Origin of the sequence: Thiocapsa bogorovii, from assembly GCF_021228795.1 — a bacterium.
Taxonomy (GTDB): Bacteria; Pseudomonadota; Gammaproteobacteria; order Chromatiales; family Chromatiaceae; genus Thiocapsa; species Thiocapsa bogorovii.
Window position 1 is genome coordinate 2,841,031 of record NZ_CP089309.1, and the last position, 24,691, is coordinate 2,865,721.

At 63.8% G+C, this 24,691-nt stretch carries 17 protein-coding genes and 2 pseudogenes; 14 read left to right on the forward strand and 5 right to left on the reverse strand.

The window, feature by feature from the left end; translation table 11 throughout:
- Window positions 1-8 precede the first annotated feature (8 nt).
- From LT988_RS12870 to gspD, 13 genes are all read left to right on the forward strand, one after another.
- Window positions 9-1,055 (forward strand): MraY family glycosyltransferase, encoded by a 1,047-nt coding sequence (locus tag LT988_RS12870; protein WP_232405977.1) that lies wholly within the window; start codon window positions 9-11, stop codon window positions 1,053-1,055.
- Window positions 1,052-2,947 carry a polysaccharide biosynthesis protein gene (locus LT988_RS12875; RefSeq protein ID WP_232405978.1) on the forward strand — a complete coding sequence of 632 codons (1,896 nt, stop codon included), beginning with the start codon at window positions 1,052-1,054 and terminating at the stop codon, window positions 2,945-2,947. The genes LT988_RS12870 and LT988_RS12875 overlap by 4 nt, the downstream gene beginning before the upstream one ends.
- The gene (gspE, locus tag LT988_RS12880; protein WP_232405979.1) at window positions 2,940-4,823 is read left to right on the forward strand and encodes a type II secretion system ATPase GspE; all 1,884 of its coding nucleotides are present in this window, start codon (window positions 2,940-2,942) and stop codon (window positions 4,821-4,823) included. Before LT988_RS12875 ends, gspE begins: the two co-directional genes overlap by 8 nt.
- A 169-nt stretch (window positions 4,824-4,992) precedes the next feature.
- The gene (locus LT988_RS12885; RefSeq protein WP_232405980.1) at window positions 4,993-6,201 is read left to right on the forward strand and encodes a type II secretion system F family protein; all 1,209 of its coding nucleotides are present in this window, start codon (window positions 4,993-4,995) and stop codon (window positions 6,199-6,201) included.
- Between the two features lie 101 nt (window positions 6,202-6,302).
- Window positions 6,303-6,743, forward strand: a complete 441-nt coding sequence (gene gspG / locus LT988_RS12890; RefSeq protein WP_232405981.1) for a type II secretion system major pseudopilin GspG — start codon at window positions 6,303-6,305, stop codon at window positions 6,741-6,743.
- Between the two features lie 37 nt (window positions 6,744-6,780).
- Entirely contained in the window at window positions 6,781-7,248 is a 468-nt protein-coding gene (locus LT988_RS12895) for a GspH/FimT family pseudopilin (RefSeq protein WP_232405982.1), read from the forward strand.
- Complete coding sequence (locus tag LT988_RS12900; RefSeq protein WP_232405983.1) at window positions 7,245-7,652, forward strand: type IV pilus modification PilV family protein; 408 nt, start codon at window positions 7,245-7,247, stop codon at window positions 7,650-7,652. Before LT988_RS12895 ends, LT988_RS12900 begins: the two co-directional genes overlap by 4 nt.
- A 228-nt stretch (window positions 7,653-7,880) precedes the next feature.
- Entirely contained in the window at window positions 7,881-8,555 is a 675-nt protein-coding gene (locus LT988_RS12905) for a prepilin-type N-terminal cleavage/methylation domain-containing protein (protein WP_232405984.1), read from the forward strand.
- A gap of 5 nt (window positions 8,556-8,560) precedes the next feature.
- Complete coding sequence (locus LT988_RS12910) at window positions 8,561-9,487, forward strand: type II secretion system minor pseudopilin (RefSeq protein WP_232410578.1); 927 nt, start codon at window positions 8,561-8,563, stop codon at window positions 9,485-9,487.
- Between the two features lie 106 nt (window positions 9,488-9,593).
- Complete coding sequence (locus LT988_RS12915; protein ID WP_232405985.1) at window positions 9,594-10,691, forward strand: PilN domain-containing protein; 1,098 nt, start codon at window positions 9,594-9,596, stop codon at window positions 10,689-10,691.
- Window positions 10,688-11,305, forward strand: coding sequence for a type II secretion system protein GspM (gene gspM / locus LT988_RS12920; RefSeq protein WP_232405986.1), 618 nt, complete (start codon window positions 10,688-10,690; stop codon window positions 11,303-11,305). Before LT988_RS12915 ends, gspM begins: the two co-directional genes overlap by 4 nt.
- Entirely contained in the window at window positions 11,302-11,877 is a 576-nt protein-coding gene (locus tag LT988_RS12925; protein ID WP_232405987.1) for a hypothetical protein, read from the forward strand. The genes gspM and LT988_RS12925 overlap by 4 nt, the downstream gene beginning before the upstream one ends.
- Window positions 11,874-14,120, forward strand: coding sequence for a type II secretion system secretin GspD (gene gspD, locus LT988_RS12930; protein WP_232405988.1), 2,247 nt, complete (start codon window positions 11,874-11,876; stop codon window positions 14,118-14,120). Before LT988_RS12925 ends, gspD begins: the two co-directional genes overlap by 4 nt.
- Before the next feature lie 32 nt (window positions 14,121-14,152).
- Here the strand turns inward: gspD and LT988_RS12935 are convergent, their stop codons facing one another.
- Together LT988_RS12935 and LT988_RS12940 are read right to left on the reverse strand one after the other, a co-directional pair.
- Window positions 14,153-15,208, reverse strand: coding sequence for a PilT/PilU family type 4a pilus ATPase (locus LT988_RS12935; protein WP_232405989.1), 1,056 nt, complete (start codon window positions 15,206-15,208; stop codon window positions 14,153-14,155).
- A gap of 141 nt (window positions 15,209-15,349) precedes the next feature.
- Window positions 15,350-15,679: pseudogene (locus LT988_RS12940) on the reverse strand (type IV pili twitching motility protein PilT); the annotation flags it as partial.
- A gap of 58 nt (window positions 15,680-15,737) precedes the next feature.
- Here LT988_RS12940 and LT988_RS12945 point away from each other — a divergent pair.
- The gene (locus tag LT988_RS12945) at window positions 15,738-17,279 is read left to right on the forward strand and encodes a transposase (protein ID WP_232405990.1); all 1,542 of its coding nucleotides are present in this window, start codon (window positions 15,738-15,740) and stop codon (window positions 17,277-17,279) included.
- Between the two features lie 78 nt (window positions 17,280-17,357).
- Here LT988_RS12945 and LT988_RS12950 read toward each other — a convergent pair.
- The 3 genes and pseudogenes from LT988_RS12950 to gltB form a co-directional block, all read right to left on the reverse strand.
- Window positions 17,358-18,281, reverse strand: a pseudogene (locus tag LT988_RS12950) (PilT/PilU family type 4a pilus ATPase); the annotation flags it as partial.
- Window positions 18,282-18,490: 209 nt separating this feature from the next.
- Complete coding sequence (locus tag LT988_RS12955; protein WP_232405991.1) at window positions 18,491-19,957, reverse strand: glutamate synthase subunit beta; 1,467 nt, start codon at window positions 19,955-19,957, stop codon at window positions 18,491-18,493.
- Window positions 19,950-24,605, reverse strand: coding sequence for a glutamate synthase large subunit (gltB, locus tag LT988_RS12960; RefSeq protein ID WP_232405992.1), 4,656 nt, complete (start codon window positions 24,603-24,605; stop codon window positions 19,950-19,952). Before gltB ends, LT988_RS12955 begins: the two co-directional genes overlap by 8 nt.
- Window positions 24,606-24,691 lie beyond the last annotated feature (86 nt).

A 24,691-nucleotide genomic window follows, 5' to 3' on the forward strand; every position in this document is an offset into this window, starting at 1 on the left:
CAAGGATCATGCCCCTCGACACGCCGATTTCGGCTGCTGCAGCCATCGCCTCGTTGTTGTTGAGCGTGTCGGCAACCCGCTGGCTGGCCTCCCACGGAGCCTCCGGGCGTGGACCGCTCGATTATCCCAATGCGCGCTCGCTGCACAGCACGCCCGTGCCCCGCAGCGGCGGTCTCGCGGTCCTGCTCGGCGTGGTTGCGCCGCTCGCGGTCTTGACCGCCTCGGGGATCTTCGCCCCCGAGTTGGGCTGGATTGCCGCAGCCGTGCTACCGGTCGCGGGGATCGCCTTCCTCGACGACCTCGGGGAGGTCTCGCGCCGTCTCAGGCTCGTCGCCCAACTCGGCGCGGCTTTGCTGTTGATCGGCGGGGGGCTGCGCTGGGCTGTTCTGGATCTGCCGGGATCGGGCGTGGTCTTTCCGGGTTGGGTTGCCGTCGTGTTGACCCTCGTCTACGTCGTTTGGCTCATCAATCTCTACAACTTCATGGACGGGATGGACGGATTCGCCGCAGGGATGGCCCTGTTCGGATTCTCCGCATTGGCGATCCTCGGCTGGTCAGGAGGCGAAACGCTCTTCGCGCTCGCTTCGGCCTGCGTCGCCGCGGCGAGCGCGGGGTTTCTGAGCGGTAACTTTCCGCCCGCCCGCATCTTTCTCGGTGACGCGGGTTCATCAAGTCTAGGCTTGTTCGTGGCGGCCTTCTCGCTCTGGGGCGCCCATCTCGGACTCTTTCCGCTTTGGAGCGCCTGGCTCGCCTTCTCGCCATTCATCCTGGACGCGACCTGGACCCTGCTGGCCCGTTTGGCGCGGCGCGAGCGCATCTGGGAACCGCATCGGCAACATCACTACCAGCGATTGGTGCTGGCTGGATGGAGCCATCGTCGAACCCTGCTGCACGCCTATCCGGTGATGGCTGCGGCGGCCGCGTGCGCGGTGGCCTCTCCACGTCTACCGCCCCACGAACAGTGGCTGTTGATCGGGGCTTGGGCGATGATTTATGCCATGATCCATTTGAAGGTACGCCTGGTCGAGCGCGCCGCCTCGACGGAGCCGTCATGAATCCGCTGCTCGACCGTCTGCGCTCGCGTACCGCCGCCTTCTCGCACGATCTCATCATGATCCCCGCGGCCTGGCTCGCCGCCTATTGGCTGCGTTTCAATCTCGGTCGGATCCCGCCGGAATTCGTCGACAGCGCCGTCAGCTCGTTGCCCTGGGTCCTCGTGATTCAAGGCACTGTCTTCTGGCTGTTCGGGCTCTATCGCGGGGTGTGGCGCTTCGCGTCGCTCCCCGATCTCGTGCGCATCGTCAAGGCTGCGGTTGCGGGAACGGTTCTGGTGGTGGTCGCGCTCTTTATTCTGAACCGGACCGAGCTGATCCCGCGGTCCGTCCCCGTGCTCTTCCTGGGGCTTCAAGTGATCCTGTTGGCCGGTCCGCGGCTTCTCTATCGCTGGATGAAGGACCACCGACTCAACCTGAGCTCGGGACAGCGCGTCCTGATCGTGGGCGCCGGTCGCGCCGGGGAGATGCTGGTGCGCGACATGCTCCGCGATGCGAGCCGATCCTATTTCCCGGTCGGCTTCGTGGACGACAAGCCGCGTCGACAGGGCGGAGAGGTTCACGGTGTCCCGGTGCTCGGGCTGACCGAGGCGATCCCGGATATCGTCGTGAGCGAGGATATCGATCTGCTGATGTTGGCCGTTCCGAGTGCAACGGCCAAGGAGATGCGCCGCCTGGTCGAGTTGTGCGAAGGCACCGGCCGGCCGCTCCGTACCGTTCCGGAGCTGCATAATCTCATGACCGGACAGGTCAGCATCAGTCAGTTGCGGCCTGTCTCGATCGAGGACTTGCTCGGTCGCGATCCCGTCAGCCTGGACTGGGAGGGGATCCGTGCAGGACTTTCCGCACGCGCCGTTCTGGTCACGGGTGCCGGCGGCTCCATCGGCTCCGAGCTGGTGCGCCAGATCGCGGCTGCCGTTCCGTCTCGCTTGATCCTGATCGACAACGGCGAGTACAACCTCTACCGCATCGAGATGGAACTGCTCGAACACTATCCGAACCTACGCTTCACACGTCACCTAGTGGACGTCGCGGATGCGGCCGGTCTGGACGCGGTCTTTGCCGCCGAGCGCCCCCAGATCATCTTCCATGCCGCGGCCTACAAACACGTCCCGATGCTCGAGGATCAGATCCGTGCGGCGGTACGCAACAACGTGTCCGGGACGCGTATTGTTTCGGAGGCGGCGTCGCGCTGGGCATGCGAGCGTTTCGTCTTGATCTCGACCGACAAGGCGGTGCACCCCGCCAATGTCATGGGTGCCACCAAACGCGTCGCCGAGGCGATCTGTCAGGCCTTGGATCAGAAATCCGCGTGTCGCTACATCACCGTGCGATTCGGCAATGTTCTCGGATCCGCGGGCAGTGTCGTGCCGCTGTTCAGCCGCCAAATCGAGCACGGCGGCCCGGTCACCGTGACACACCCGGATATCGAACGGTTTTTCATGACCATCCCCGAGGCGTGCCAGCTGATCATGCAGGCCGCCGTGATCGGAGACGGCGGTGAGATCTTCGTGCTGGACATGGGCGAGCCGGTCAAGATCCGGTATCTTGCCGAACAGATGATCCGACTCTCCGGACGTGAGCCCGGCGAGGATATTTCCATCCACTACATCGGATTACGCCCCGGGGAGAAGCTCTACGAGGAGCTTTTCTACGACTCCGAGGATCTTGTCCCAACGCGTCATCCAAAGATTCGTGTGGCCCGCGGAAGCGGCGGACTCATCGCGGCCGCGCCTGCCGAGAGCGTCGCGGCACTGGAGCAGGCCGCAGCCGTCGACGATCGCTCCGCGATGGCGAACATCTTGCGGGCGATGCTGCCGGAATGGCACCCTGAGCCGCGCGACGAGACCCGATCGACCGAGGCCGTCCAAGACCGGAGAAATGCCGATGCATGACGACGCCGTCCTCGAAGAGGCACCGAGCATCAGGGCGAGGCGCGACGACCTCGACGAGATCACTTCCGGGTCGCAAACGCTCGCCGCCCTCTCGGATTCGCCCGTTTCCTCGGCCACGCATGATGCGGTAGACGCCGACCCGGAACGCGCCTCGGAGGGCTCGCCGACCCTGCATCCGGAGCCTCCGCCGGAAGGGCGCGTCGTCGCACACCTACACGGGTCCGGAAAGCTCTCGCCCGGCGATCTCGCGCGGGCGAGGCGACTCGCCGACGAGGCGGGCGACCCTCTGTTGCCGATGCTTGTTCGCTTGGGGCTCATCTCCGAGCGCGACATGGCGCAGGCGATGTCCGACGTGCTCGAGCTTCCCCTGACGGACGCGAGCACCTTCCCGTCCGAGCCGTTGCGCGAGGACCTCTTCAGTCTGCGGTTTCTCAAGGACGCCAAGATCCTCCCCGTGTCCGAGGATCAGGACAGCATCCAAGTGGCGTTCGCCGATCCGATCGATCGCTTCGCGGTCGAGGCCATGCAGATGGCGGCGGGCAAACCGGTGAAGGCACTTGTCGGGCTGCCGAGCGAGATCGAGCTGGCCCTAGAACGCCTCTACGAGAAGGTCGAAGAGGCGCCGGAAAGCGCCGAGGCGGCGCTCGGTGATTTCGACGAGGAGGATATCGAGCACCTCAAGGATCTCGCCAGTGAGGCCCCGGTCATCCGGATGGTCAACCAGTTGATCCAAAAAGCCCTCGAATCAAGAGCATCGGATATCCACATCGAGCCCTTCGCCGACCAGCTCAAGGTGCGTTACCGCGTCGACGGGATCCTCAAGGAGGTCGATGCACCGCCCGTGCGCTCCACGGCCGCGGTGATCTCGCGCGTGAAGATCATGGCGAAGCTCAATATCGCGGAGCGCCGCCTGCCTCAGGACGGCCGTATCCCGATCCGTATCCAGGGCCGGGAGCTGGACCTGCGTGTCTCCACCGTTCCGACCATGTTCGGCGAGAGCGTCGTCATGCGTCTGCTCGACAAGGAAAGCGTGCGCTTCGACCTGGATGCGCTCGGCTTCGATGGCTCGCCGCGCGAACGCCTCAGGCTCATCCTGGAAAAGCCCTACGGCATCCTGCTCGTGACAGGGCCGACGGGCTCGGGCAAAAGTACGACCCTCTACACGGCGCTCAGCCGAATGAACACCGAGGAGCGTAAGATCATCACGGTCGAGGATCCGGTGGAGTACCAGTTGGCCGGCATCAACCAGATTCAGGTGAAAAGCGCGATCGGCATGACCTTCGCCAGCGCGCTGCGCGCCATCGTTCGGCAAGACCCCGACGTGATCATGGTCGGCGAGATGCGCGACCTCGAGACCGCCCGGATCGCCGTCCAGTCGGCCCTCACCGGACATGTCGTGCTCTCGACCCTGCACACCAACGACGCGGCCAGTGGCGTCACCCGATTGCTGGAGATGGGTGTCGAGGATTATCTGCTCACCTCCACGATCAACGGCATTCTGGCCCAGCGCCTGGTACGCAAGCTCTGCCCGCACTGTCGGGAATCCTATCCGGCGATCCCGGAGCTGGCGGTGCGTTTCGCCGCCATCGGCGCGGCGCCCGAGGATGTCGAGCTGCAACGCGCTGTCGGCTGCGACGCCTGCAACGGGACCGGCTATCGCGGCCGTCTGGTCATCACCGAGGTTCTGCTGATGACGGACCACATCCGCAAGGCCGTGCTGAATCACGCAACAGCGACCGAGATCCGTCGCATCGCCATCGCCGAGGGTATGGAAACCATGTACCTGGACGGCCTGCGCAAGGCGCTCGATGGGCGCACGACGATCGAGGAAGTGCTGCGTGTCGCCGAGGCAGGCGAAGAGCCGAGCGCCGACTGAGTCGCGCATCCCCAGGGGCCATTGATGCCATGTCTCGGCGCACCGCTCGACAAGAACCGCTTTTCATGTTTTGAACGGCGTCTCCCGCCGCGTCGATTGAGTCACTGGACGTCGATCAAACGCGAATCCGATGCATATCGCATGCGACGCGGTTCAATAGAGGACTGAAGTGCCGAAATTTTTCTACAAGGCAGTGAAGCTCGACGGGGAAAGCGTGGAGGGCGAGCAGGAGGCGGTCGACGAGGCCGCGCTGGTGCGCCAGCTCCAATCGGAGGGATTGATCCCGATCGAGACCCGCTCCTCGGCGGGGCTGCGCGCTCGCTTCGTGCGGACGCGACGCCGGCGCATCAACCAAAAGGAGATCGGCATCCTGACCCGCGAGCTGGCGACGCTCCTCGAGGCCGGGATGACCCTGGACCGATCGCTGCAGATCCTGGTCGAACTCACCGAGGAGGAGCACCTGATCCAGGTCTTGTCGGATCTGCAGGATCGCGTGCGCGGCGGTGCGACCTTTTCCAGCGCGCTTGACCTGCAGGACGGGCAATTCCCCCGGCTCTACGTCAATATGGTGCGCGCGGGCGAGGCCAGCGGCGCACTGGACCAGGTCCTGAATCGACTCGCCGATTATCTCGAGCGCGTGGCGGAGTTGCGCCAAACGATCACCTCCGCACTGGTCTACCCCTCCATCCTCTTGGTCGTTGCGGGCCTGTCGGTGATTATGTTGTTGGTCTTCGTGGTGCCCCAGTTTACGGTGCTCTTCGATGACATGGGCGAGGCCCTGCCGCTGCCGACCCGGATCGTAGTCGCGACCGGCGATCTCTTCCGCAACTATTGGTGGGCCATGTTGGTCGTCATCGCCTTGATCGCGGTGGTGTTGGAACGCTGGTTTCAGGACCCTATCGTCCGCGATCGATTCGACAATAAGGTGCTTGGCGTGCCGCTGTTCGGCGATCTGATCTGGAAGATGGAGACGGCCCGACTCTGCCACACCCTGGCGACGCTCCTGAAAAACGGTCTGCCCCTGCTCAGCGCCCTGACGCTTGCCAAAGAGGTGGTCTCCAATCGCAAGCTCTCGGGTCTGCTCAACGAGGTCGGCGACGACCTCAAACACGGCCGCGGTCTCGCCGGACCCTTGGCACGTCTCGAGGTCTTACCGGATCTGGCACTGCAGATGATCCGTGTCGGCGAAGAGTCCGGCAGTCTCGACGCCATGCTTGCCAAGGTGGCGAACATCTACGATCGCGAGACCCGGAACAGTGTCCAGAGTATGCTGACGCTGCTTGAGCCGATTCTCATCATCGGGCTCGGCGTCGTCGTCGCGGGGATCATCATCTCGATCCTGATGGCCATTCTCGGTGCCAACGAGTTGGTGTTCTGACGCGCGCGACCATCGCCCGGGTGCCCGCGCCGATCGCCTTGGCCCTGCACCGTCGGCCCCATACAATGACCACACGTAGTCAAAGTCATCCGAGCCTATCTATGCACCCGAATCAATCCCGGAATCAATCAAGGCGCGTTCGCGGTTTCACGCTCGTCGAGCTGCTCGTCGTCCTCGCGATCCTCGGCCTTCTGGCGGGACTCGTCGGTCCCCAGGTCATGAGCTTCCTCGGCACCTCAAAGACCAAAACGGCCAAGCTCCAGGTCGAGAACCTTGCCGCGACCCTGGATATGTACCGATTGGAGGTCGGCCGCTACCCGACCCAATCGGAGGGCCTACAGGCCCTCGTGGAACGTCCGGCCAACATCCAGAGCTGGAACGGTCCCTACCTGAGAAAGGGCGACGTTCCGAAGGACCCTTGGGGCTTCGACTATCAGTACCGTTTCCCGGGCGAGAACGGGGCCTTCGATATTTGGTCGCTCGGGGCGGACAACCGCGAGGGCGGTGACGGGGAGAACGCGGACATCCACAGTTGGGATTGAGCTCGGCACGTCATTGAGGTCTTGCGCAGACGCCGCCATGAATCCGGTTGCAAGGCGCCGGAGCCGCCGCGGCTTTACGCTCGTGGAGCTGCTTGTGGTCCTGGCGATCGCGGCATTGGCCATGTCGGCCGTGCCGCCGCTCTTCTCGGCAGCGATGCCGGGCGTGGAGATGAAGGCTGCGGCGCGAAGAACCGTCAGCAGCCTTCGCCTGGCGCGCGAGCTTGCCATTCGTCAGGGGACGGAGGTCGCCTTGATCGTGGACGTCGAGCAACATCGTCTCGAACTTCAAGGGCACCGCAGCCTGACGCTCCCGAAGCGTCTCGAGGTCACACTCGAGGCCGCCGATCGCGAGATGCTCGACGAGCAGCGCGGGGCGATCCGGTTCTTTCCCGACGGGAGCTCGACCGGGGGCCGCATCATCCTGGCGAACGACGACACCGGCTACCAGGTCGGTGTCGTTTGGTTGACGGGGCGCATCCGCATGGCGCCGTGGAGCGCGCGTTGAGGATCCTGCGGCAGAAAAGACGACCTCAGTCCGGCTTTTCGCTTCTCGAGGTCTTGGTCGCCTTCGCCATCCTCTCCGTGTCGCTCGGTGTCCTGATGCAGATCTTTTCGCAAGCCTCGCGGGCCACCCTGGTGTCCTCCCAATACAGCCGTGCCGCTTCGTTGGCCGAGTCCAAGCTCAATGCCGTGGGTACGGCGATCCCCTTGGAGGAAGGCTCCGTTTCGGGCGGCCCCGAGGGTGGCATTGCTTGGGAGGTGACCATCCTACCGGTCACCCTCGGCGAGGAGTTCGGTGCCGAGCCGCCAGCCACGCCCTACCGTGTCAACGCGACCGCGCTCTGGCAGGACGGGACCCAGGTCCGCAGCTTGACGCTTTCGACCTTGCGGCTCGGCGAACGGTTCTGAGCCGCGTCCGCCATGCCATGGAGCGTTTTCAACCGGGATCGGCTTCGAATGAGTCAACGATCCTCGCAGCAGACGCGGTTCAGGAGTATGCATCTTATGGATTTTGCATGCGTCGGCACCGGTTCTCTCGGTTTCCCGGCGAAGACGGGCCCCTACCGAATCGCCGTCTTCGCTGCGGCTTGGTCTCGGACGCGTGCGACGAGAGTCCGGCGTCGGTCGCGTGACTCCGTGGGCTTTACCCTGATCGAGCTGCTCATCGCCCTGGCCATCGTCAGTCTCATCACCTTGATGCTTTTTTCCGGATTGAGCCTCGGATCGCGGGCTTGGGAAGGAGTAGACGCGACCTCCGAGCGGGTCTCCGAGGTTCGGGTCGCACGCGATTTTCTGATGTCGACCTTGAGTCAGGCTCGGGCGACGACCTTGACGCTCGACGCCGAGATGATCAGCGTTTTTGCCGGCGACGCCGAGCGCTTGGAGTTTGTGGCGCCCCTGTCCACGCAGGTCGGCGTCCCCGGACTCTACATCTTGCGTCTGGAGCTTGTCCCGATCGATCGAGACGTGGGTTTGGTCCTGACGCGCTGGTTGGTGCATCCGGAGGTGCTCGAGGGAACCGACGAGATCCCGAGCTGGGAGCCGCTCGAGGCCGACTCGGGCTTTGCGCTCGACTCGGTCCCGCTCGACATGGACGCCGCCGCGGGTGCCTTCGGCCGGACCCTTCTCCTGGATCGCGTTGCCGAGTTCCAGCTTGCGTATTTCGGTACCGCCGACGGGGAGATCGAGCCCGATTGGCATGAGGAGTGGATCGGACAATCGACGTTGCCGACCCTGCTGCAAATCCGCATGGCTACGCCCGCGCAGTCCTGGCCGGATCTGCTGGTCGGCTTGCCGGTGCGCCTCCTTTGAGCGGGGTGCGCCCGCTCGCGCGACATCAACGGGGCATCGCCTTGGTTCTGGTGCTGTGGGTGCTGACCCTGCTCACCGTTATGGCCGTCGGCCTGACCGCGGCGCAGCGTACCGAGACGGCGCTGAGCGACAATCACGTCTCGGGCGCACGCTTTCGGGCCGCCGCCGATGCCGCTATCGCCTTTACGGTCCTGGTCTTTGCGATGCCGCCGCCCGATGCGATCGATCCGGACGTGCCCGTTTGGTTGCCCAACGGTGTCGCCGTGCCTTGGCGGTTCGGCGGGGTCGATCTTGCGATTCGGGTCTTTAACGAGGGGTCGCGGATCGATCTGAATCAGGCGCCGCCGGAGCTGCTCTCGGCGCTCCTCGTGACGCTCGGCATGGAGGAGGATCCGGCGACGTCGCTTGCCGCAGCGATCGTCGATTGGCGGGACGAGGACGATCTGTCGCTCCTGAACGGTGCTGAGGATGGCGACTATCGCGATGTCGGCCTGACCCTCGGGGCGAAGGATGCGCCTTTCGTGGCCGTCGAGGAGTTGATGCAGGTCCTCGGGATGACGCCGGAGATCTACGCGCGTTTGGCCCCGGAGGTCAGTGTCGATCTCGATGGGGCTGGATTCGACGAACGCTTCGCCTCCGCAGCGGCTATCGCCGCGACTCAGGGGATCCCATTCGAAGATGCACAGCTTCGCGTTGTCCAGCGCGACTCGCCTCTGTTCGAGGACAGCAGCGGCCCACGCGTCGTCGATCGGGCAGGCCCCCTTTACCGGATCGATGTTGCCGAGACCGGTCCGGGCGGGGGCGGGCGCCGCATGGAGGCGCTGATCGAGACAACCCCCGGACAGCAACCGCCCTATCAGGTGCGGTGGCGCCGTTTCGGCCTGTCCGCTGTGCCGTCGGCGCCGACCGACAGCGAAGCCGATGCCGGTTGACTGGCGTCGCGGCGACGGGTGGACGTACACTCAAGGGGTCGGCTAAGCGCGAGCACAGGCACGCGACATCCGACACGGATCGACAACACCACTCCGACTGGCACTCATGTCCCTCAGCGATCGACTCAAACTCCTCGGCCAGCTCCCGAGCGGCCCCGCGACGGGCCTCGACGATGTCTACCGCATCCTCAGGCGCTCGCTCGAAGTCTGTCTGCCGATCCCGGTACGTCGTTTTCTTGCCCGCCGAGATCGCCGTTTGATCATCGAGCCCGAGGCATCGACCGCGCATCTTTTTCTGACGACCGGCGAGGAGCGCGAGCCGGTTGGCGAGCTTGGGCTCGATACCGCGATTCCGCTCCCCGAGATCGCACGACCCGGACCCGAGCGCTCCCCGACGCGGGTCTTGATGATGCCGCGCGAGGACATCCTGACCCGCAGTGTTTCGCTGCCGTCGCAGGTGCGCGCCAATCTTCCTCAGGTGATTCGCTTCGAGCTGGATCGTCTCTCGCCGTTCCAGGCAGGCGACGTCCTCTACGATTTTCTCGCCAAGTCCGGTCCGAAAGGTGCCCCTCGCCTCAGGGTCGAGCTCGCCCTGTGTCGCCGTGATCTTGCAGCGGCTTGGGTCAAGCGCATGCGAGATGCGGGGGCACCGATCGATCGGATCGCTTGGGAAGGGGCTTGGGCATCGGCCAACCTCTTGCCGCCGGCGGAGCGCCCGAAACGCCGTCTTGACCTCTTCAGTGTCGACAAACTGCTTTGGGCCGCGATGGTGGTGCTCATCGCCGTTGCCCTGATCGGACCCTTGTGGCAGCAAAAACGGGTTGCCGAAGCCCTCGACACCGAGGTTCGGCGGGCGCGGGTGGAAGCGGTCGCGGTCGATGATCTGCGCCAGGAGCTCGAGCGGGCGCGTCTGGGAAGTACGGCCGTCCTGCAACAGAAACGTGATGAGCCCAACATCCTCGTCTTGTTGCGCGAGCTCAGCGACCGAATCCCGGACGACACCTGGATTCAGACCCTCGACTACAACAACGGGCAGGTCGAGCTGCGGGGCGAATCCGGACAAGCGACCGCCTTGATCGCGCTGCTCGAGCAAGCTCCCGGTATCGACGAGGTGTCGTTTCGCTCTCCCGTGACGCAGGTCCCGCAGACGGGTAAGGAGCGATTCAATATTTCACTGCGGTTCACGCGCGCGAGGGAAGAATGAAGGCTCCATCGCGCCCTACGATCGTCTGCGTTCTGGCTTGGGTTCTGTTTTTGTCGCTCCCCCTGCTGCTGATCGGCGGCCTAGCGATCGCCTGGACCAGCGAGATGGGTACGCTTTCCGGCCGGATTGCCGACAGCGAAGATCAACTCGTGCGTTATCGTCGGCTCATTGCAACGCTACCCGAGCTGCGGTCGGAACTCGAGCGGGTCCGGGCCAACGAGAGCTTCAAGGCGTTTTATTTCGATGCACCGACAGCGGCCTTGGCGGGTGCGGAGCTTCAGCGTCAAGTTCAGGACATCGTCACGGCGGCGAGCGGCCGTCTGATCAGTACCCAAATCTTGCCCGGACCGCCCGAGGAGAGTCCGCCGCGGGTGCGTGTGCGCACGCAGATCCAAGGCTCGACCGAGACGCTCCTCGACGTCCTCTACGACATCGAGCAAGCGCGTCCTTTTCTGTTCGTCGATCAGGTCTCGGTGCGCTCCTCCGCGCGCCCTCAGCAGCCCGCCTCCGCGCCGAGGGGCCGCATGATTCGCCGTCCGCCCGTCAACCCGGCCGGTGAATTGACGGTGAGGCTGGATATCTTCGGCTTTACCCTGGGAGGTGACACTCAATGAAGTGGCTCCCCGGATTCGTGCTGCTCGCCTTGGCGTCGACGCTCTTCTTTCAGTGGAAGGATTGGCCGCCCGGCCCGTCCGGCGCGGGCCTCGATTCGGCCTCTTCGCCGGGCCCGAATACCCTCGCCGGGAGCGAGCCGGACGCCGCGACGCAATTGCCTCCTCCGGATCCGAAAGACGCCTATGCCAGCGTGACCGACCGCCCGTTGTTTCGTCCCCAGCGTCGACCGGAAGAGGAGGTCGATCCGGAGGAACAGGCAAGCGCCGAATCGGATACCGCAACATCGCTCGAGGGCATGAACCTGAGCGCCGTGATCATCACCCCGACGCTTGTGTCGGCCTGGATACAGGATCCGAACGAGCCCAGACTCAGACGCCTGCGCATCGGAGATGATCTGGAGGGCTGGTCCGTCCAGACCATCCTTCCGGATCGCGTCCTGCTGGAGCGACAAGGCGAGCAGGATGCGCTAATATTGCGCGACTACGGAAAAACACCCAGTCCGGCTGCCCCGATGCCGGTCCCGCGGCGCCCGCCTCGGGTGCTTCAACCCGCGGATCCCCCGGACCAATGATCTCCAGGAATTCTGATTTCATCGGCCTGACGAGCCGAGCCGACTCGAACGAGGCCACGCTGGATCCAAAGCGCTGTCGCGGTGCCCGTCAACCCCTGCGCAACCTACAGCGACTCGCGATCGTATTGATCCTCGCCATCGTCTCCTCGGCATGCGAGCGCGCCTATTGGGACCCGACCGTACGGGTCGACGATATGGGCGAAGACGGGACTCGTGCGCTTCAGGGCGGAGCGCGCGGCGCCTCGTCAGCGCGCGGAACCGACGCAACCTCCATCGCCCTGGCAGGAGACGACGAGCCCGGTCCGACCGTCGGGGCACTCCAGCGAGGGACGGGCACCTTTGTGCGCGAGATCTCACCGCCCAGTGTCGACACCACCCCCGGCGACGTCACCCTGAACTTCGACGGGACGGACATCCGCGAGGTCGTCAAGGTCATCCTCGGCGACCTGCTGCAGGTGAACTATGTCCTGCATCCCGCGGTTCAGGGCGTCACGTCGCTACAGACCGGCCGTCCGTTGCGTCGCGACCATTTGATCCCGACCCTCGAAACCCTGTTGCGTATGAACAACGCCGCCATCGTCTACTCGGGCGGCACCTACGAGGTGGTCCCGCTGGCGAATGCCGTTCAGGGTCGCGTCGTACCCCAGCTCGGCGAATCTGGCCGAGCCCTTCCGGAAGGCTACAGCGTCCAAGTCGTGCCGCTCCAATACATCGGCGCGGAGGAAATGAGCAACATCCTTCAGCCTTTGGCGCCTGAGGGGAGCGTAATCCGCGTCGACAACCTTCGCAATCTGGTCGTCATTGCCGGCACCAGTCCCGACATGGGTAATCTGCTCGACACCATTCGCGTCTTCGACGTCGATTGGATGGCGGGGCTCTCGGTCGGTTTCTTCTCCTTGGAATACGCCAAGGCCAACGAGGTGGTGACCCAGCTTCAGACCCTGTTGGGCGACGAAGGCAGCAATCCGCTCAAGGGTGTCTTCAGATTCGTCCCGGTCGAGAGCGCCAACGCGGTGCTCGTGGTGTCTCCGCAAGCCAGTTATCTCCAACAGGCCAGCAATTGGATCGAGCGGCTCGACATGGCCGAGGCGACAGGCGATGCGGCCGAGCGCCTCTTCGTCTATCGGGTGCGCCACGGCGACGCCGAGAATCTGGCCGACACCCTCTCCCAACTCTTCGGCGGGGAGGCATCGCAGCGCTCGTCATCCGTGGGCGGCGTCGCACCTGGGTTGAGCGGATCCTCGATCGGATCGACGGGTGACGGGGAAGCGGACGGCGGCGGCGTTGGCGGTCAGTCGGCACCGCGCCGCAGCTCCTCCCGCGAGATCGAGCTCTCCTCGCCCGTGAGTATCGTCGCCGACGCGACCAACAACTCGCTGATGGTCAGGTCCAGCCCGAGGGACTACAAGAAGATCCTCGACGCGCTCAAACAGTTGGATATCCTGCCGCTGCAGGTCCTCGTCGAGGCCACTATCGTGGAGATCAGCCTCGAGGGCAATCTCAGGTACGGGGTCCAATGGAATCTCTTCGGACTCGCCACCAAGGATCAGCGCAGCCAATTCACCTTGGGCTCGGGCGACTCGCTTGCCAACAGCGTCGGTTTAACATTCCCGGGCTTCAACTGGGCCGTCATCAGTCGGCCCGATACCATTCGTGCGACCCTGAGCGCCTTGGCACAGGACAACCTCGTCAATGTCCTGTCCTCGCCGTCCGTGATGGTCCTGGACAATCAGACCGCGAAGATCCAGGTCGGTAAAGAGGTCCCGATTGCAACCAGCCAACAGCAGGGTCTCACCAATACGGATCGCGTCGTCAATACGATCGAGTATCGTCCTACGGGCGTCATGCTGTCGGTCAAGCCGAGGGTGACCCCGGGCGGTCTCGTGCAGATGGAGATCGAGCAGGAGGTGAGCACGGTCGACGAGGTCGGAAGCGGTGGCTCGGCGCTCGACTCGCCGACCTTCTCGACGCGCAACATCACCAGCTCGGTCGCGGTTCGCTCGAATCAAGCCGTTGTGCTCGGCGGCCTGATCCAAAACGAGCGAAGCGACGGCAATCAAGGCGTCCCCGGACTCTATAACCTCCCGTTCGCCGGACCGCTCTTCGGGCAACGTTCCAAGGTCTCCAGAAGGACCGAGCTCGTCGTCGTCCTAACGCCGAAGGTCGTCGCGAGCGACCAGGACGCCGAAACGGTCACTCGCGATTTCCGCAACAAGGTCCGTGGTCTTCAAATGAAATTCTGAGCGGCTCGGGCCTCTGTCAACCCGCGCCGGTATCACCCGAAGTTGATCCTGGCCTCGAGGTTCGGGGCCGAGTCCGCGTTGGCAAGCGCCTCTTCCAACGAAATCGCTCCCTTGTGGTAAAGCTTCAAGAGCGCCTCGTCGAAGGTGACCGTTCCCTCCTCGCCGTGCCCCTGCATGGCTTCCTCGATCGCTTCGATGTGCCCGTCGCGAATGAGATCCGCGATGTGGGGCGTATTGACCAAGATCTCGATGGCCGCACGGCGCGCCCCGGTTGTGGTTCGGACCAAGCGTTGGGACACGATCGCGCGCATGTAGGAGGAGAGATCGGCAAAGAGCGTCTTGTGCATCTCCTGCGGGAACATATTGACGATCCGCTCCATCGCTTGATACGCGTTGTTGGCATGCAGGGTGGAGATCGCCAAATGACCCGTTCCGGCCAGCTCGATCGCTGCTTCCATCGTGTTGCGGGTCCGGATCTCGCCGATCAAGATGACATCCGGCGCCTCGCGCAGGGCACTCTTCAACGCCCGGGAGTAATCTTTGGTATCCAGACCGAGCTCGCGTTGGCTGACGATGCATTGCTGGTGAGGATGCACGAATTCGATCGGATCTTCGATGGTGATGATGTGACCCGGCGCCGTTCGATTGCGGTGGCCGATCATCGCGGCGAGTGTCGTCGACTTGCCGGAGCCTGTCGCGCCGACCATGAGGATGATCCCTCGCTTGTGCATGACCAGGCGGCTGAGCACGGCGGGTAGGTCCAACTCCTCTAGGGTCGGGATGCTGCTGCGGATGTAACGCAGGACCATCGCCCGGTGTCCGCGCTGATGATAGGCGTTGACCCTGAAGCGACCCCGATCCTCGAAGGCGATGGCGAAGTCGAGCTCGAGCGACTCCGTGAGCTCACGCTCTTGATCCGCATCGATGAGTGACGCAATCGCCTCCCGACAGAAGGCCGGCGTCAAAGGGTTCTCGCCGATCGACCGGATCACCCCTTCGATCTTGATCTTGGCCGGTGCTCCGGGAACGAAAAAGAGATCCGACGCCTTGTGTCGAATCATCATCTCGAGATAAGGGTTGATGTCCATCGGTTTACCCTTCCTTCAGGCGGCGTTGTCCCGCCGATCCCGCGAACGACACCGCTCGCATCGACGGTCGCGTCGGACTGAACGCGCCGCTACACTGCGGACTTGCCCACGAGTCCCGCCCGAAGCGGGGGCCATTCGTCTCTACGACTTGCGTCCGCTGTCCGGATTGGGCAGTCCATCGATCATGGTGGAATTGGCCAGGGTCTCGCTGAACAGGGTCGAGTCGAACGAATCGCTATCGCCGTCCCCGAGGATGCTCAGACCGTCGGTCTCGGCGAAAGGATCCCTGCCCTGGGCTTCATGACCCTCCAACTTGATCACCAAACGCAGCTCGTTCATCGAATCGGCGCTGCGCAGTGCATCCTCGTAACTGATCTTACCCGCTTCGTAAAGATCGAAGAGCGACATGTCGAAGGTCTGCATGCCCTGCTCGCGCGAGCGCTTCATGATCGCCTTGATCCTAAAAAGAGCAGTTAAACCTTGCCTCGAGTGATCCAAGCCGCTGAAATATCGGCGCAAGGAGGTCCCCATGAGCAACCCGATCCCTCACCCGCAGGGTGAACCCGAAACCACCGCATTGGTACCGCATGCCGGCCCGGTTGCGGTGGACACGTTTGGCGGGCGCGTCCACGTCGAGTGGGATGCGCAGGCGGCGGTCACCCCGCTGGGGCAGCTGCCGTTCTTCACCGAGTTTTTGCGCCTGGGCGGGCGCTTCGATGCCTGGGTCGAGAGCTGCCCGCTGAAGCTGACCAGCCCGAACGCCCCGAGCACGCGCGACGTTCTGGGTACCGCCATCCTGGCGGTGCTGTCCGGGCATCAGCGCTATGCCCACATCAGTGCCCTGCGCGGCGACACCATCAACGCCGCCCTGCTGGGCATGGAGGCGGTGGTGAGCGAGGACTCGGTGCGCCGCAACCTCGGCAAGCTCGATGAAGCCGACGGGGTGGCCTGGTTGCAGAACCACCTGGACGCCTGCGTGGCGCCGGTGCTGGGCGTGCCCTGGATTCTCGATGCCGACGTGACGGTCAAGCCGCTCTACGGGCATCAAGAGGGTGCGGTCAAAGGCTACAATCCGCACAAGCCGGGTCGGCCCTCGCACACCTACCATACCTATTTCGTCGCCGGTCTGCGTCTGATCCTGGACGTGGAGGTGCTGGACGGCAACCAAACCGCGTCCAAGTACAGCGCGCCGGGCCTGTGGGAGTTGCTCGCGCGCCTGCCGCGGGCGCACTGGCCGCTGTGCATTCGCGGCGACCGCGATTGGGGCACCCAAGCCAACATGGCACGGGCCGAGCAGGAGGGGATCCCGTATCTGTTCAAGCTGCGCATGACCTCCAAGGTCAAGCAGACCGTCGAGCGCCTGATGCGCGATGCCGAGTGGTGCGATGCCGGTCAAGGCTGGCAGGGGGCCGAGACGACCCTGCGTCTGTCGGGCTGGAGCCGTGCCCGGCGCGCCGTCGTGCTGCGCCGGCGCATCAAGGCCGACCTGGCCGTCGTCGAGCAGGGTGATCCCGAGCAGCTGCGCCTGAGCTTCGCCGAGCTCACCGACGAGACGATCGTCTACGAGTACGCCGTGCTGGTGACCTCGCTGCCCCATGAGATCCTGAGCGTGGCGCAACTCTATCGCGATCGCGCCGACGCGGAGAATCCCTTCGACGAGCTCAAGAACCATTGGGGCTGGGGCGGCTTCACCACCCGCGACATCAAGCGCTGCCGCTTCATGGCGCGCATCACCGCCTTGACCTACAACTGGTGGAGCCTGTTCGTGCGCCTGGCCGACCCGACTCGGCACACCGAGGCGATCACCAGCCGCCCGCTGCTGCTCAGCGCACCGGCACGACTGACCCGTCACGGCGGGCAGACGCGCCTGACCATCAGCCATCCCCATGCCGAAGCCGGGTGGGTGGAGGCGACCTGCCGCGAGATCACGGCCTTCTTCAACACGCTGCGCCGAACTGCGGAGCAGTTGAGTCCCCTGCAACGCTGGTACCGGCTCCTCTCGCGGGCGCTGGTGAAGTATCTCAACGGCCGCCAATTGCAGCCGCCGGCGGTGTTACCGGCGCCGGCGTAGCCGCCGAACCGCCGGTATGTGTACTCGCCCGCGGGCCGAAAACGCTCCGCGACGGGCGCTAACTGCTCTTTTTAGGTTGATGGATCCGACATCGCCCTTGAAGATGAGATCCTGAATCAAAGGCGTGTTGATCAAGACCTCGACTGCGGCGATGCGTCCGCCGTCTGTGCAGGGCAATAGACGTTGCGAGACGATCGCCTTGAGATTCAGGGACAGATCCATCAACAACTGGGCACGCCGCTCCTCGGGAAAGAGATTGATGATGCGGTCGAGTGCCTGGTTGGCGTTGTTGGCATGGAGCGTCGACAGGCAGAGATGTCCGGTCTCGGAGAAGTTGATCGCGTGCTCCATCGTCTCTCGGCTCCGGATCTCGCCGATCAGGATGACATCCGGCGCCTGGCGCAGCGTATTCATCAGCGCGATTTCCCAACTCTCGGTATCGACACCGACCTCGCGCTGGGTAATAAGGCAATGGCGGTGCGGATGAACGTATTCGACCGGGTCTTCGATCGTGATGATGTGACCGTAGCTGTGTTCGTTGCGATGCCCCAACATGGCCGCGAGGGACGTCGACTTCCCGGAGCCCGTGCCGCCGACGACCAACACGAGGCCGCGCTCGACCATCACAAAGTCTTTCAAAACAGGGGGCAGCGCGAGCCCGTCGAGCTCCGGGATGGTGGCGTTGATGGTGCGCAGGACCGCGCCGCAATGACCTTGCTGGATGAAGGCGTTGACCCGAAACCGACCGATCGACTGTGGACTGATCGCGAAATTACACTCCTTCGTCGCGTCGAAGTCGCGGATCTGCCGGTCGTTCATGATGGAGCGCACCAGGACATTGGTCTGGGCAGAGCTCAGGGCTTGTTCGCTGATCGGCGTCATGCGCCCATCGATCTTGCACGCCGGCGGAAAACCCGCGGAAATGAAAAGGTCCGAACCCCTCTTGGCCACCATCTTGCGAAGGCAGTCGAGCATGAAATGGGCGGCTTGCTGACGATCCATCTCTAGTCCGGGCCTCTCGACGCGATGCGACCTTCCTGACGCGACGAAGAGCGGCTCCGACGGAAGCCCTCGGCGCTGCTGCCGGAGGTCGACGTTAAACGGTCTTCAAAACGCTCGATGGGGTCAAGACAGCCTCTTGGGGATTTGGCGGGGCCCCGGGGAGCCCACGTGGTCGATCCCGGGCCGCGCACGATGCGGCCCATCCCGATTCAACGCGCCAAATCGGAGCGGCCCATCAACCACTCGTCCACCGCCCTCGCGCATTGACGACCCTCGCGGATCGCCCACACCACGAGAGACTGACCGCGCCGCATGTCTCCGGCGCAAAAGACGCCGTCGACCGACGTGTGATAAGCAGCGGACCCGTCGGTGGCGCCCTTGATGTTGCCGCGCGGGTCGAGCTCGAGACCCGCGCTCTCACGCAGCTCGGCGATCATTCCTTCATGCACGGGATGCACGAAGCCCATGGCCAAGAGCACCAAATCGGCCTTGAGCTCGCCGACGCTGTCCGGCACGGGCTGCATCTGCCAGCGGCCTCCGTCGGTACGCTCCCAGCGTACTAGCTCGAAACGCAACGCCTTGACCCGACCGTTTTCGTCGCCGACGAACGCCTTGGACGCGACGTTCCAAAGTCGCTCGCAACCCTCCTCCTGGGAGCTTGAGGTGCGCAACCGATTCGGCCATTCCGGCCAGGTTAAGCCCTTGTCCTCCTTCTCCGGCGGTTTGTCCAGGATCTCGATCTGAGTGACCGATTTGGCGCCGTGACGATTGGAGGTTCCAATACAGTCCGAGCCGGTATCGCCACCACCGATCACGACAACATGCTTGCCGTGAGCGCTGATGAAGTCGTCATCGGGGACATACGAGCCCTGCACACGCTTGCTGTTGCGCGTCAGGAAGTCCATCGCGAAATGGATCCCGGACAACTCGCGACCGGGCACCTCAAGGTCACGGGGCTTCTCCGATCCACCGGCGAGGACCACCGCGTCGTACTCCTCGCGCAAACGGGCAACCGGGATGTCCAGTCCGATGTGGGCATTGGTATGAAATTCGACGCCCTCGGTCCGCATCTGGGCCATCCGTCGGTCGATCAGCGATTTGCTTAGCTTGAAATCGGGGATGCCGTAGCGCAGCAGCCCGCCGATGCGATCGGACTTCTCGAACAAATGTACCTGGTGACCGGCTCGCGCGAGCTGCTGGGCGGTCGCCAGCCCGGCCGGCCCGGAACCGACCACGGCGACACGTTTTCCGGTACGTCGCTCCGGGACCAGCGGCTTGATCCAGCCCTCCGTCCATGCCTTGTCTACGATGGCGCATTCGATGGTCTTGATGGCGACCGGATTATCATCCAAATTCAGAGTGCAGGCGGCCTCGCAGGGCGCAGGACAGATGCGTCCGGTGAACTCCGGAAAGTTGTTGGTCGAGTGCAGAACCTCGATCGCGGCCTCCCAGTCATCCCGATAGACCAAGTCGTTCCAGTCCGGGATGATGTTGTTGACCGGGCACCCCTGATGACAATAGGGGATTCCGCAGTCCATGCAGCGGGCACCTTGCTCGCTGACCTCGCGATCCGCCAACGGGATCACGAACTCGTTGTAATGCACGACGCGATCGGCAGCCGGCTGATAGTGTCGGTCGCGTCGCTCGAACTCAAGGAAACCGGTCGGCTTACCCATGATCTACAATCCCCTTCGACTGCTTGATCGTCTGTGGCGGACGGCTTTGTCGGGTCTGCATCGTCTCGAGGGCCAAGCGATAATCGACCGGCATGACCTTGACGAAGCGATCTCGGTAGCTGTCCCAATCATCGAGGATCCGCCGCGCCACATCGGAGTTGGTGTAGTGCAGATGGTTCACCACGAGCTGCTTGAGGCGGGCGGCATCGTAACGGCTCATGTCCTGGCTGAGATCCACGAGCCCGTGCGTCTCGAGATCGCCGCCCTGGTGCTCAAGCGCCTCGAGGATGTCGTCTTCACGTGCGATCGGCTCAAGCTCGACCATCGCCAGATTGCAGTGGTCGGCAAAGGTGCCGTCTTCGTCCAGCACGTAGGCGACACCGCCGGACATCCCGGCCGCAAAGTTTCTCCCCGTCGGACCGAGCACCACGGCGATACCGCCCGTCATGTACTCGCAGCCATGGTCGCCGACGCCTTCGACCACGGCGATGGCCCCGGAGTTGCGGACGCAAAAACGCTCGCCCGCCACGCCCCGAAAGAAGCATTCGCCGCTGATCGCACCGTAAAGCACCGTGTTGCCGACGATGATGTTGTCCTCGGCACGCTCGATCGCGGATTCCGCCGGGGGATAGATGATGAGCCGTCCGCCCGAAAGCCCCTTGCCGACATAGTCGTTGGCCTCGCCCTCGAGCTCGATCGTGACACCCGCGGCCACCCAGGCCCCGAATGACTGACCGCCCGTACCCTTGGCCTTGATATGGATGGTGTCATCGGGCAAGCCGGCATGGCCGAAGCGCTCGGCAACCCGACCCGACAGCATCGCGCCGAAACAGCGGTTGTAGTTCCTGATTTCGGTCTCGATTCGCACCGGCTCGCGGTTCGCGAGGGCCGGCTCGGCTTGACGAATCAGCTCATGATCTAGTGCCTTGTCGATCCCGTGATCCTGGCGCTCGCTGTTGTAGATCGCCACGTCCGAGCCGACATCCGGGCGCGCCAGCAACCGCGAGAAATCAAGCCCTCGGGCCTTCCAATGCGAGATCGCGCGGCGCATCTCCAGGCGCTCGGAATGGCCGATCATCTCGTTCATCGTGCGGAATCCGAGCTTGGCCATCAACTGACGGACCTCTTCGGCCACGAAGAAGAAGAAATTGATCACGTGCTCGGGCTGGCCGGTGAAGCGCCTGCGCAGCTCGGGGTCCTGGGTCGCGACACCGACCGGACAGGTGTTGAGGTGACACTTGCGCATCATGATGCAGCCTTCGACGATCAAGGGCGCGGTCGCGAAACCGAACTCGTCGGCCCCCAGCAATGCCCCGATCACCACGTCCCGTCCGGTACGCATGCCGCCGTCGACCTGAACAGCGATGCGCCCGCGTAGCCGGTTGAGGACGAGGGTCTGATGGGTCTCGGCCAGGCCGATCTCCCAAGGGGACCCGGCGTGCTTGATGGATGTCAGCGGGCTCGCGCCCGTGCCTCCATCGTAACCGGCAATCGTCACGTGGTCGGCGTGGGCCTTGGATACCCCCGCGGCGACCGTTCCGACGCCGACCTCGGAGACCAGCTTGACCGAGATGCGGGCCTTCGGGTTGACGTTCTTCAGATCGTGGATGAGCTGTGCCAAATCCTCGATCGAGTAGATGTCGTGATGCGGCGGCGGGGAAATGAGTCCGACACCGGGTGTGGAATGACGAACCCTGGCGATCTGCGGGCTCACCTTGTGTCCCGGCAGCTGCCCACCTTCACCCGGCTTGGCCCCTTGCGCGATCTTGATCTGGATATCGTCCGCGCTCACCAGATACTCGGTGGTGACGCCGAAACGGCCCGAAGCGACCTGCTTGATGGCCGAGCGTTCCGGATTCGGCGATCCGTCGGGCAACGGCTGGAAGCGCTCGGGCTCTTCGCCGCCTTCACCCGTGTTGGACTTTCCGCCGATGGCATTCATCGCTTTGGCGAGCGTGGAATGCGCCTCGGGCGAGATGGACCCGAAGGACATGGCGCCGGTCGCGAAGCGTTTGACGATGGCGCTGGCCGGCTCGACCTCTTGGATCGGGATCGGCTCGGATACGAACTTCAGCTCCATGAGTCCGCGCAGGGTCAGGAGTCGCTCGGACTGGTCATTGATCAATCGGGAGTATTCGCCGAAGGTTTCAAAACTCTTGGCACGGGTCGCGTGCTGTAGTTTCGAAATGGTCTCGGGGGTCCAAACATGATCCTCGCCGCGCAGCCGATAGGCGTAGTCCCCGCCGACGTCGAGGTGTTTGCGGTAGATCTGCTCCCGCCCGTAGGCCTGCGTGTGCCAACGCACCGCCTCCTCGGCAACCTCCTTCAAACCGATCCCTTCCACCTTCGATTGGGTACCCGTGAAGTAACGCTGGATGAAGGGCGTGTTCAATCCGATCGCGTCGAAGATCTGTGCCCCGCCGTAGGACTCGAGCATCGATATGCCCATCTTCGACATGACCTTGAGCAGTCCCTTTCCGACCGCCTTGATATAGCGCTTCTGGGCCTCTTCGAAGGTCAGCGGCTCGGCGAGATGCGGCAGTAGGGATTGGATCGTATCGAAGGCCAGATAGGGATTGATCGCCTCGGCGCCATACCCGGCCAGCGTCGCGAAGTGATGAACCTCCAAGGCTGCACCGGTCTCGACGACGATGCCCGAACTGGTGCGCAGGCCGCGGCGAATCAGATGGTGGTGCACCGACGAGGTGGCCAGCAGCGCCGGGATCGGGATCTGATCGAGATTGGTGTTGCGATCCGAGAGGATCAAGATGTTGTAGCCCGCCAAGACCGCCTGCTCGGCCTGCTCGCAGAGGCGATCCAAGGCCGGGCCCATGCCTTCGGCACCCTCGGACGCGGGGTAGACCATGTCGAGCGTACTGGTCCTGAACGCGGCCCCCGCGCTGTACTCGATATGCCGAATCCGCTCCAGGTCTTGATTGGTCAGCACCGGTTGCGGGGTCTCGAGACGCCAGTGCTTGCCGGCCTCGTTGATCCCCAGCAGGTTCGGCCGCGGCCCGATCATGCACACCAGCGACATCACCAACTCTTCACGGATCGGGTCGATCGGCGGATTGGTGACCTGTGCGAAATTTTGTTTGAAATAGGTCGAAAGGTGCTTGGGCCGGCTCGACAGCACAGACGGCGGGTTATCCGCACCCATCGAGCCGACGGCCTCTTGACCCGTGAGGATCATCGGGCTCAAGAGGAACTTGATATCTTCTTGCGTGTAGCCGAAGGCCTGCTGGGCGTCCAACAGGGTGGCATCGTCCGGAGACATCGGTCCGACGCTCGTCGGCAGCTCGTCGAGTCGGATTTGCGTCTTCTTGAGCCATTCGCCGTAGGGCTTGGCCTCGGCGAGTTCGGTCTTGATCTCGGCATCGTCGATGATGCGGCCCTGCTCAAGATCGATCAGGAGCATCTTACCGGGCTGCAGACGCCACTTTTTGACGATACGTTCCTCGGCGATGTCGAGCACGCCCATCTCGGAGGCCATCACGACCATGTCGTCTTTGGTCACGAGGTAACGCGCCGGTCGCAGCCCGTTGCGATCCAGCGTCGCACCGATCTGGCGCCCGTCCGTAAAGGCGACCGCAGCGGGACCGTCCCAGGGCTCCATCAACGCCGTGTGGTATTCGTAGAAGGCGCGCCGCTTCTCGTCCATCAGGCGATTGCCGGTCCAGGCTTCCGGGATCAGCACCATCATCGCGTGCGCGAGCGAATAACCGCCCATCACCAGCAGCTCAAGCGCATTGTCGAAGCACGCGGAGTCCGACTGGCCTTCCGGGATCAGGGGCCAGATCGTGTCGAGGTCTTCGCCGAGGATCTCCGAGCGCATAGTGTGTCGGCGCGCGGCCATCCAGTTGACGTTGCCGCGCAGGGTATTGATCTCGCCGTTGTGGCAGATCATGCGGAACGGCTGTGCCAGATCCCAGGTCGGGAAGGTATTGGTCGAGAAGCGCTGATGCACCAACGCGATGGCGGACTCGAAGCCCTCGTCCGAGAGGTCCAGGTAGTAGTTGCCGACCTGATCGGCGAGCAACATGCCCTTGTAGTTGAGCGTGCGCGACGATAGCGAGGCGGTGTAGTAAGAGGTTTGATCATATCCGGCGCCGCGGATCTCGTTGTCCATCCGCTTGCGGATCACGAAGAGCTTTCGTTCGAAGGCGTCCTGATCGGCACAGTTCTCGCCGCGGGCGATGAACACCTGCTGGACCAGCGGTTCGGTCGGTAGCACGCTCTGGCCCAGATCGCTGTTGTCGACCGGGACGTCTCGCCAACCCAGCACGCGCTGTCCGCCCTCGCGGACGTGGCGATCGATGATGTCCTGCATCAGCGCACGCGCATCCGCCTCGCGGGGCAGGAAGACCATGCCGACCCCGTACTCGCCGATCGGCGGCAAGTCGAAGGCGACCCGCGCACGAAGAAAGGCGTCCGGGATCTGCACCAGGATACCTGCACCGTCGCCGGCCTTCGGATCCGCGCCGACCGCGCCTCGGTGGGCGAGACGCTTCAGGATCTCCAGGCCCTGCCTGACGATTGCATGGCTTTTGCTGTTCTTGATGTTGCAGACGAACCCGACCCCGCAGGAATCGCGTTCGTTGGCCGGGTCATAGAGACCCTGTGCGGGCGGATAGGCACGAAGGCTCATCATTGACCTCGCTGATACGGGAGCATGTTGCCGGGGATTGTGCAGTCGCGACGCGCGCGCTTACACCTTCAAACCTGTGTGTGATT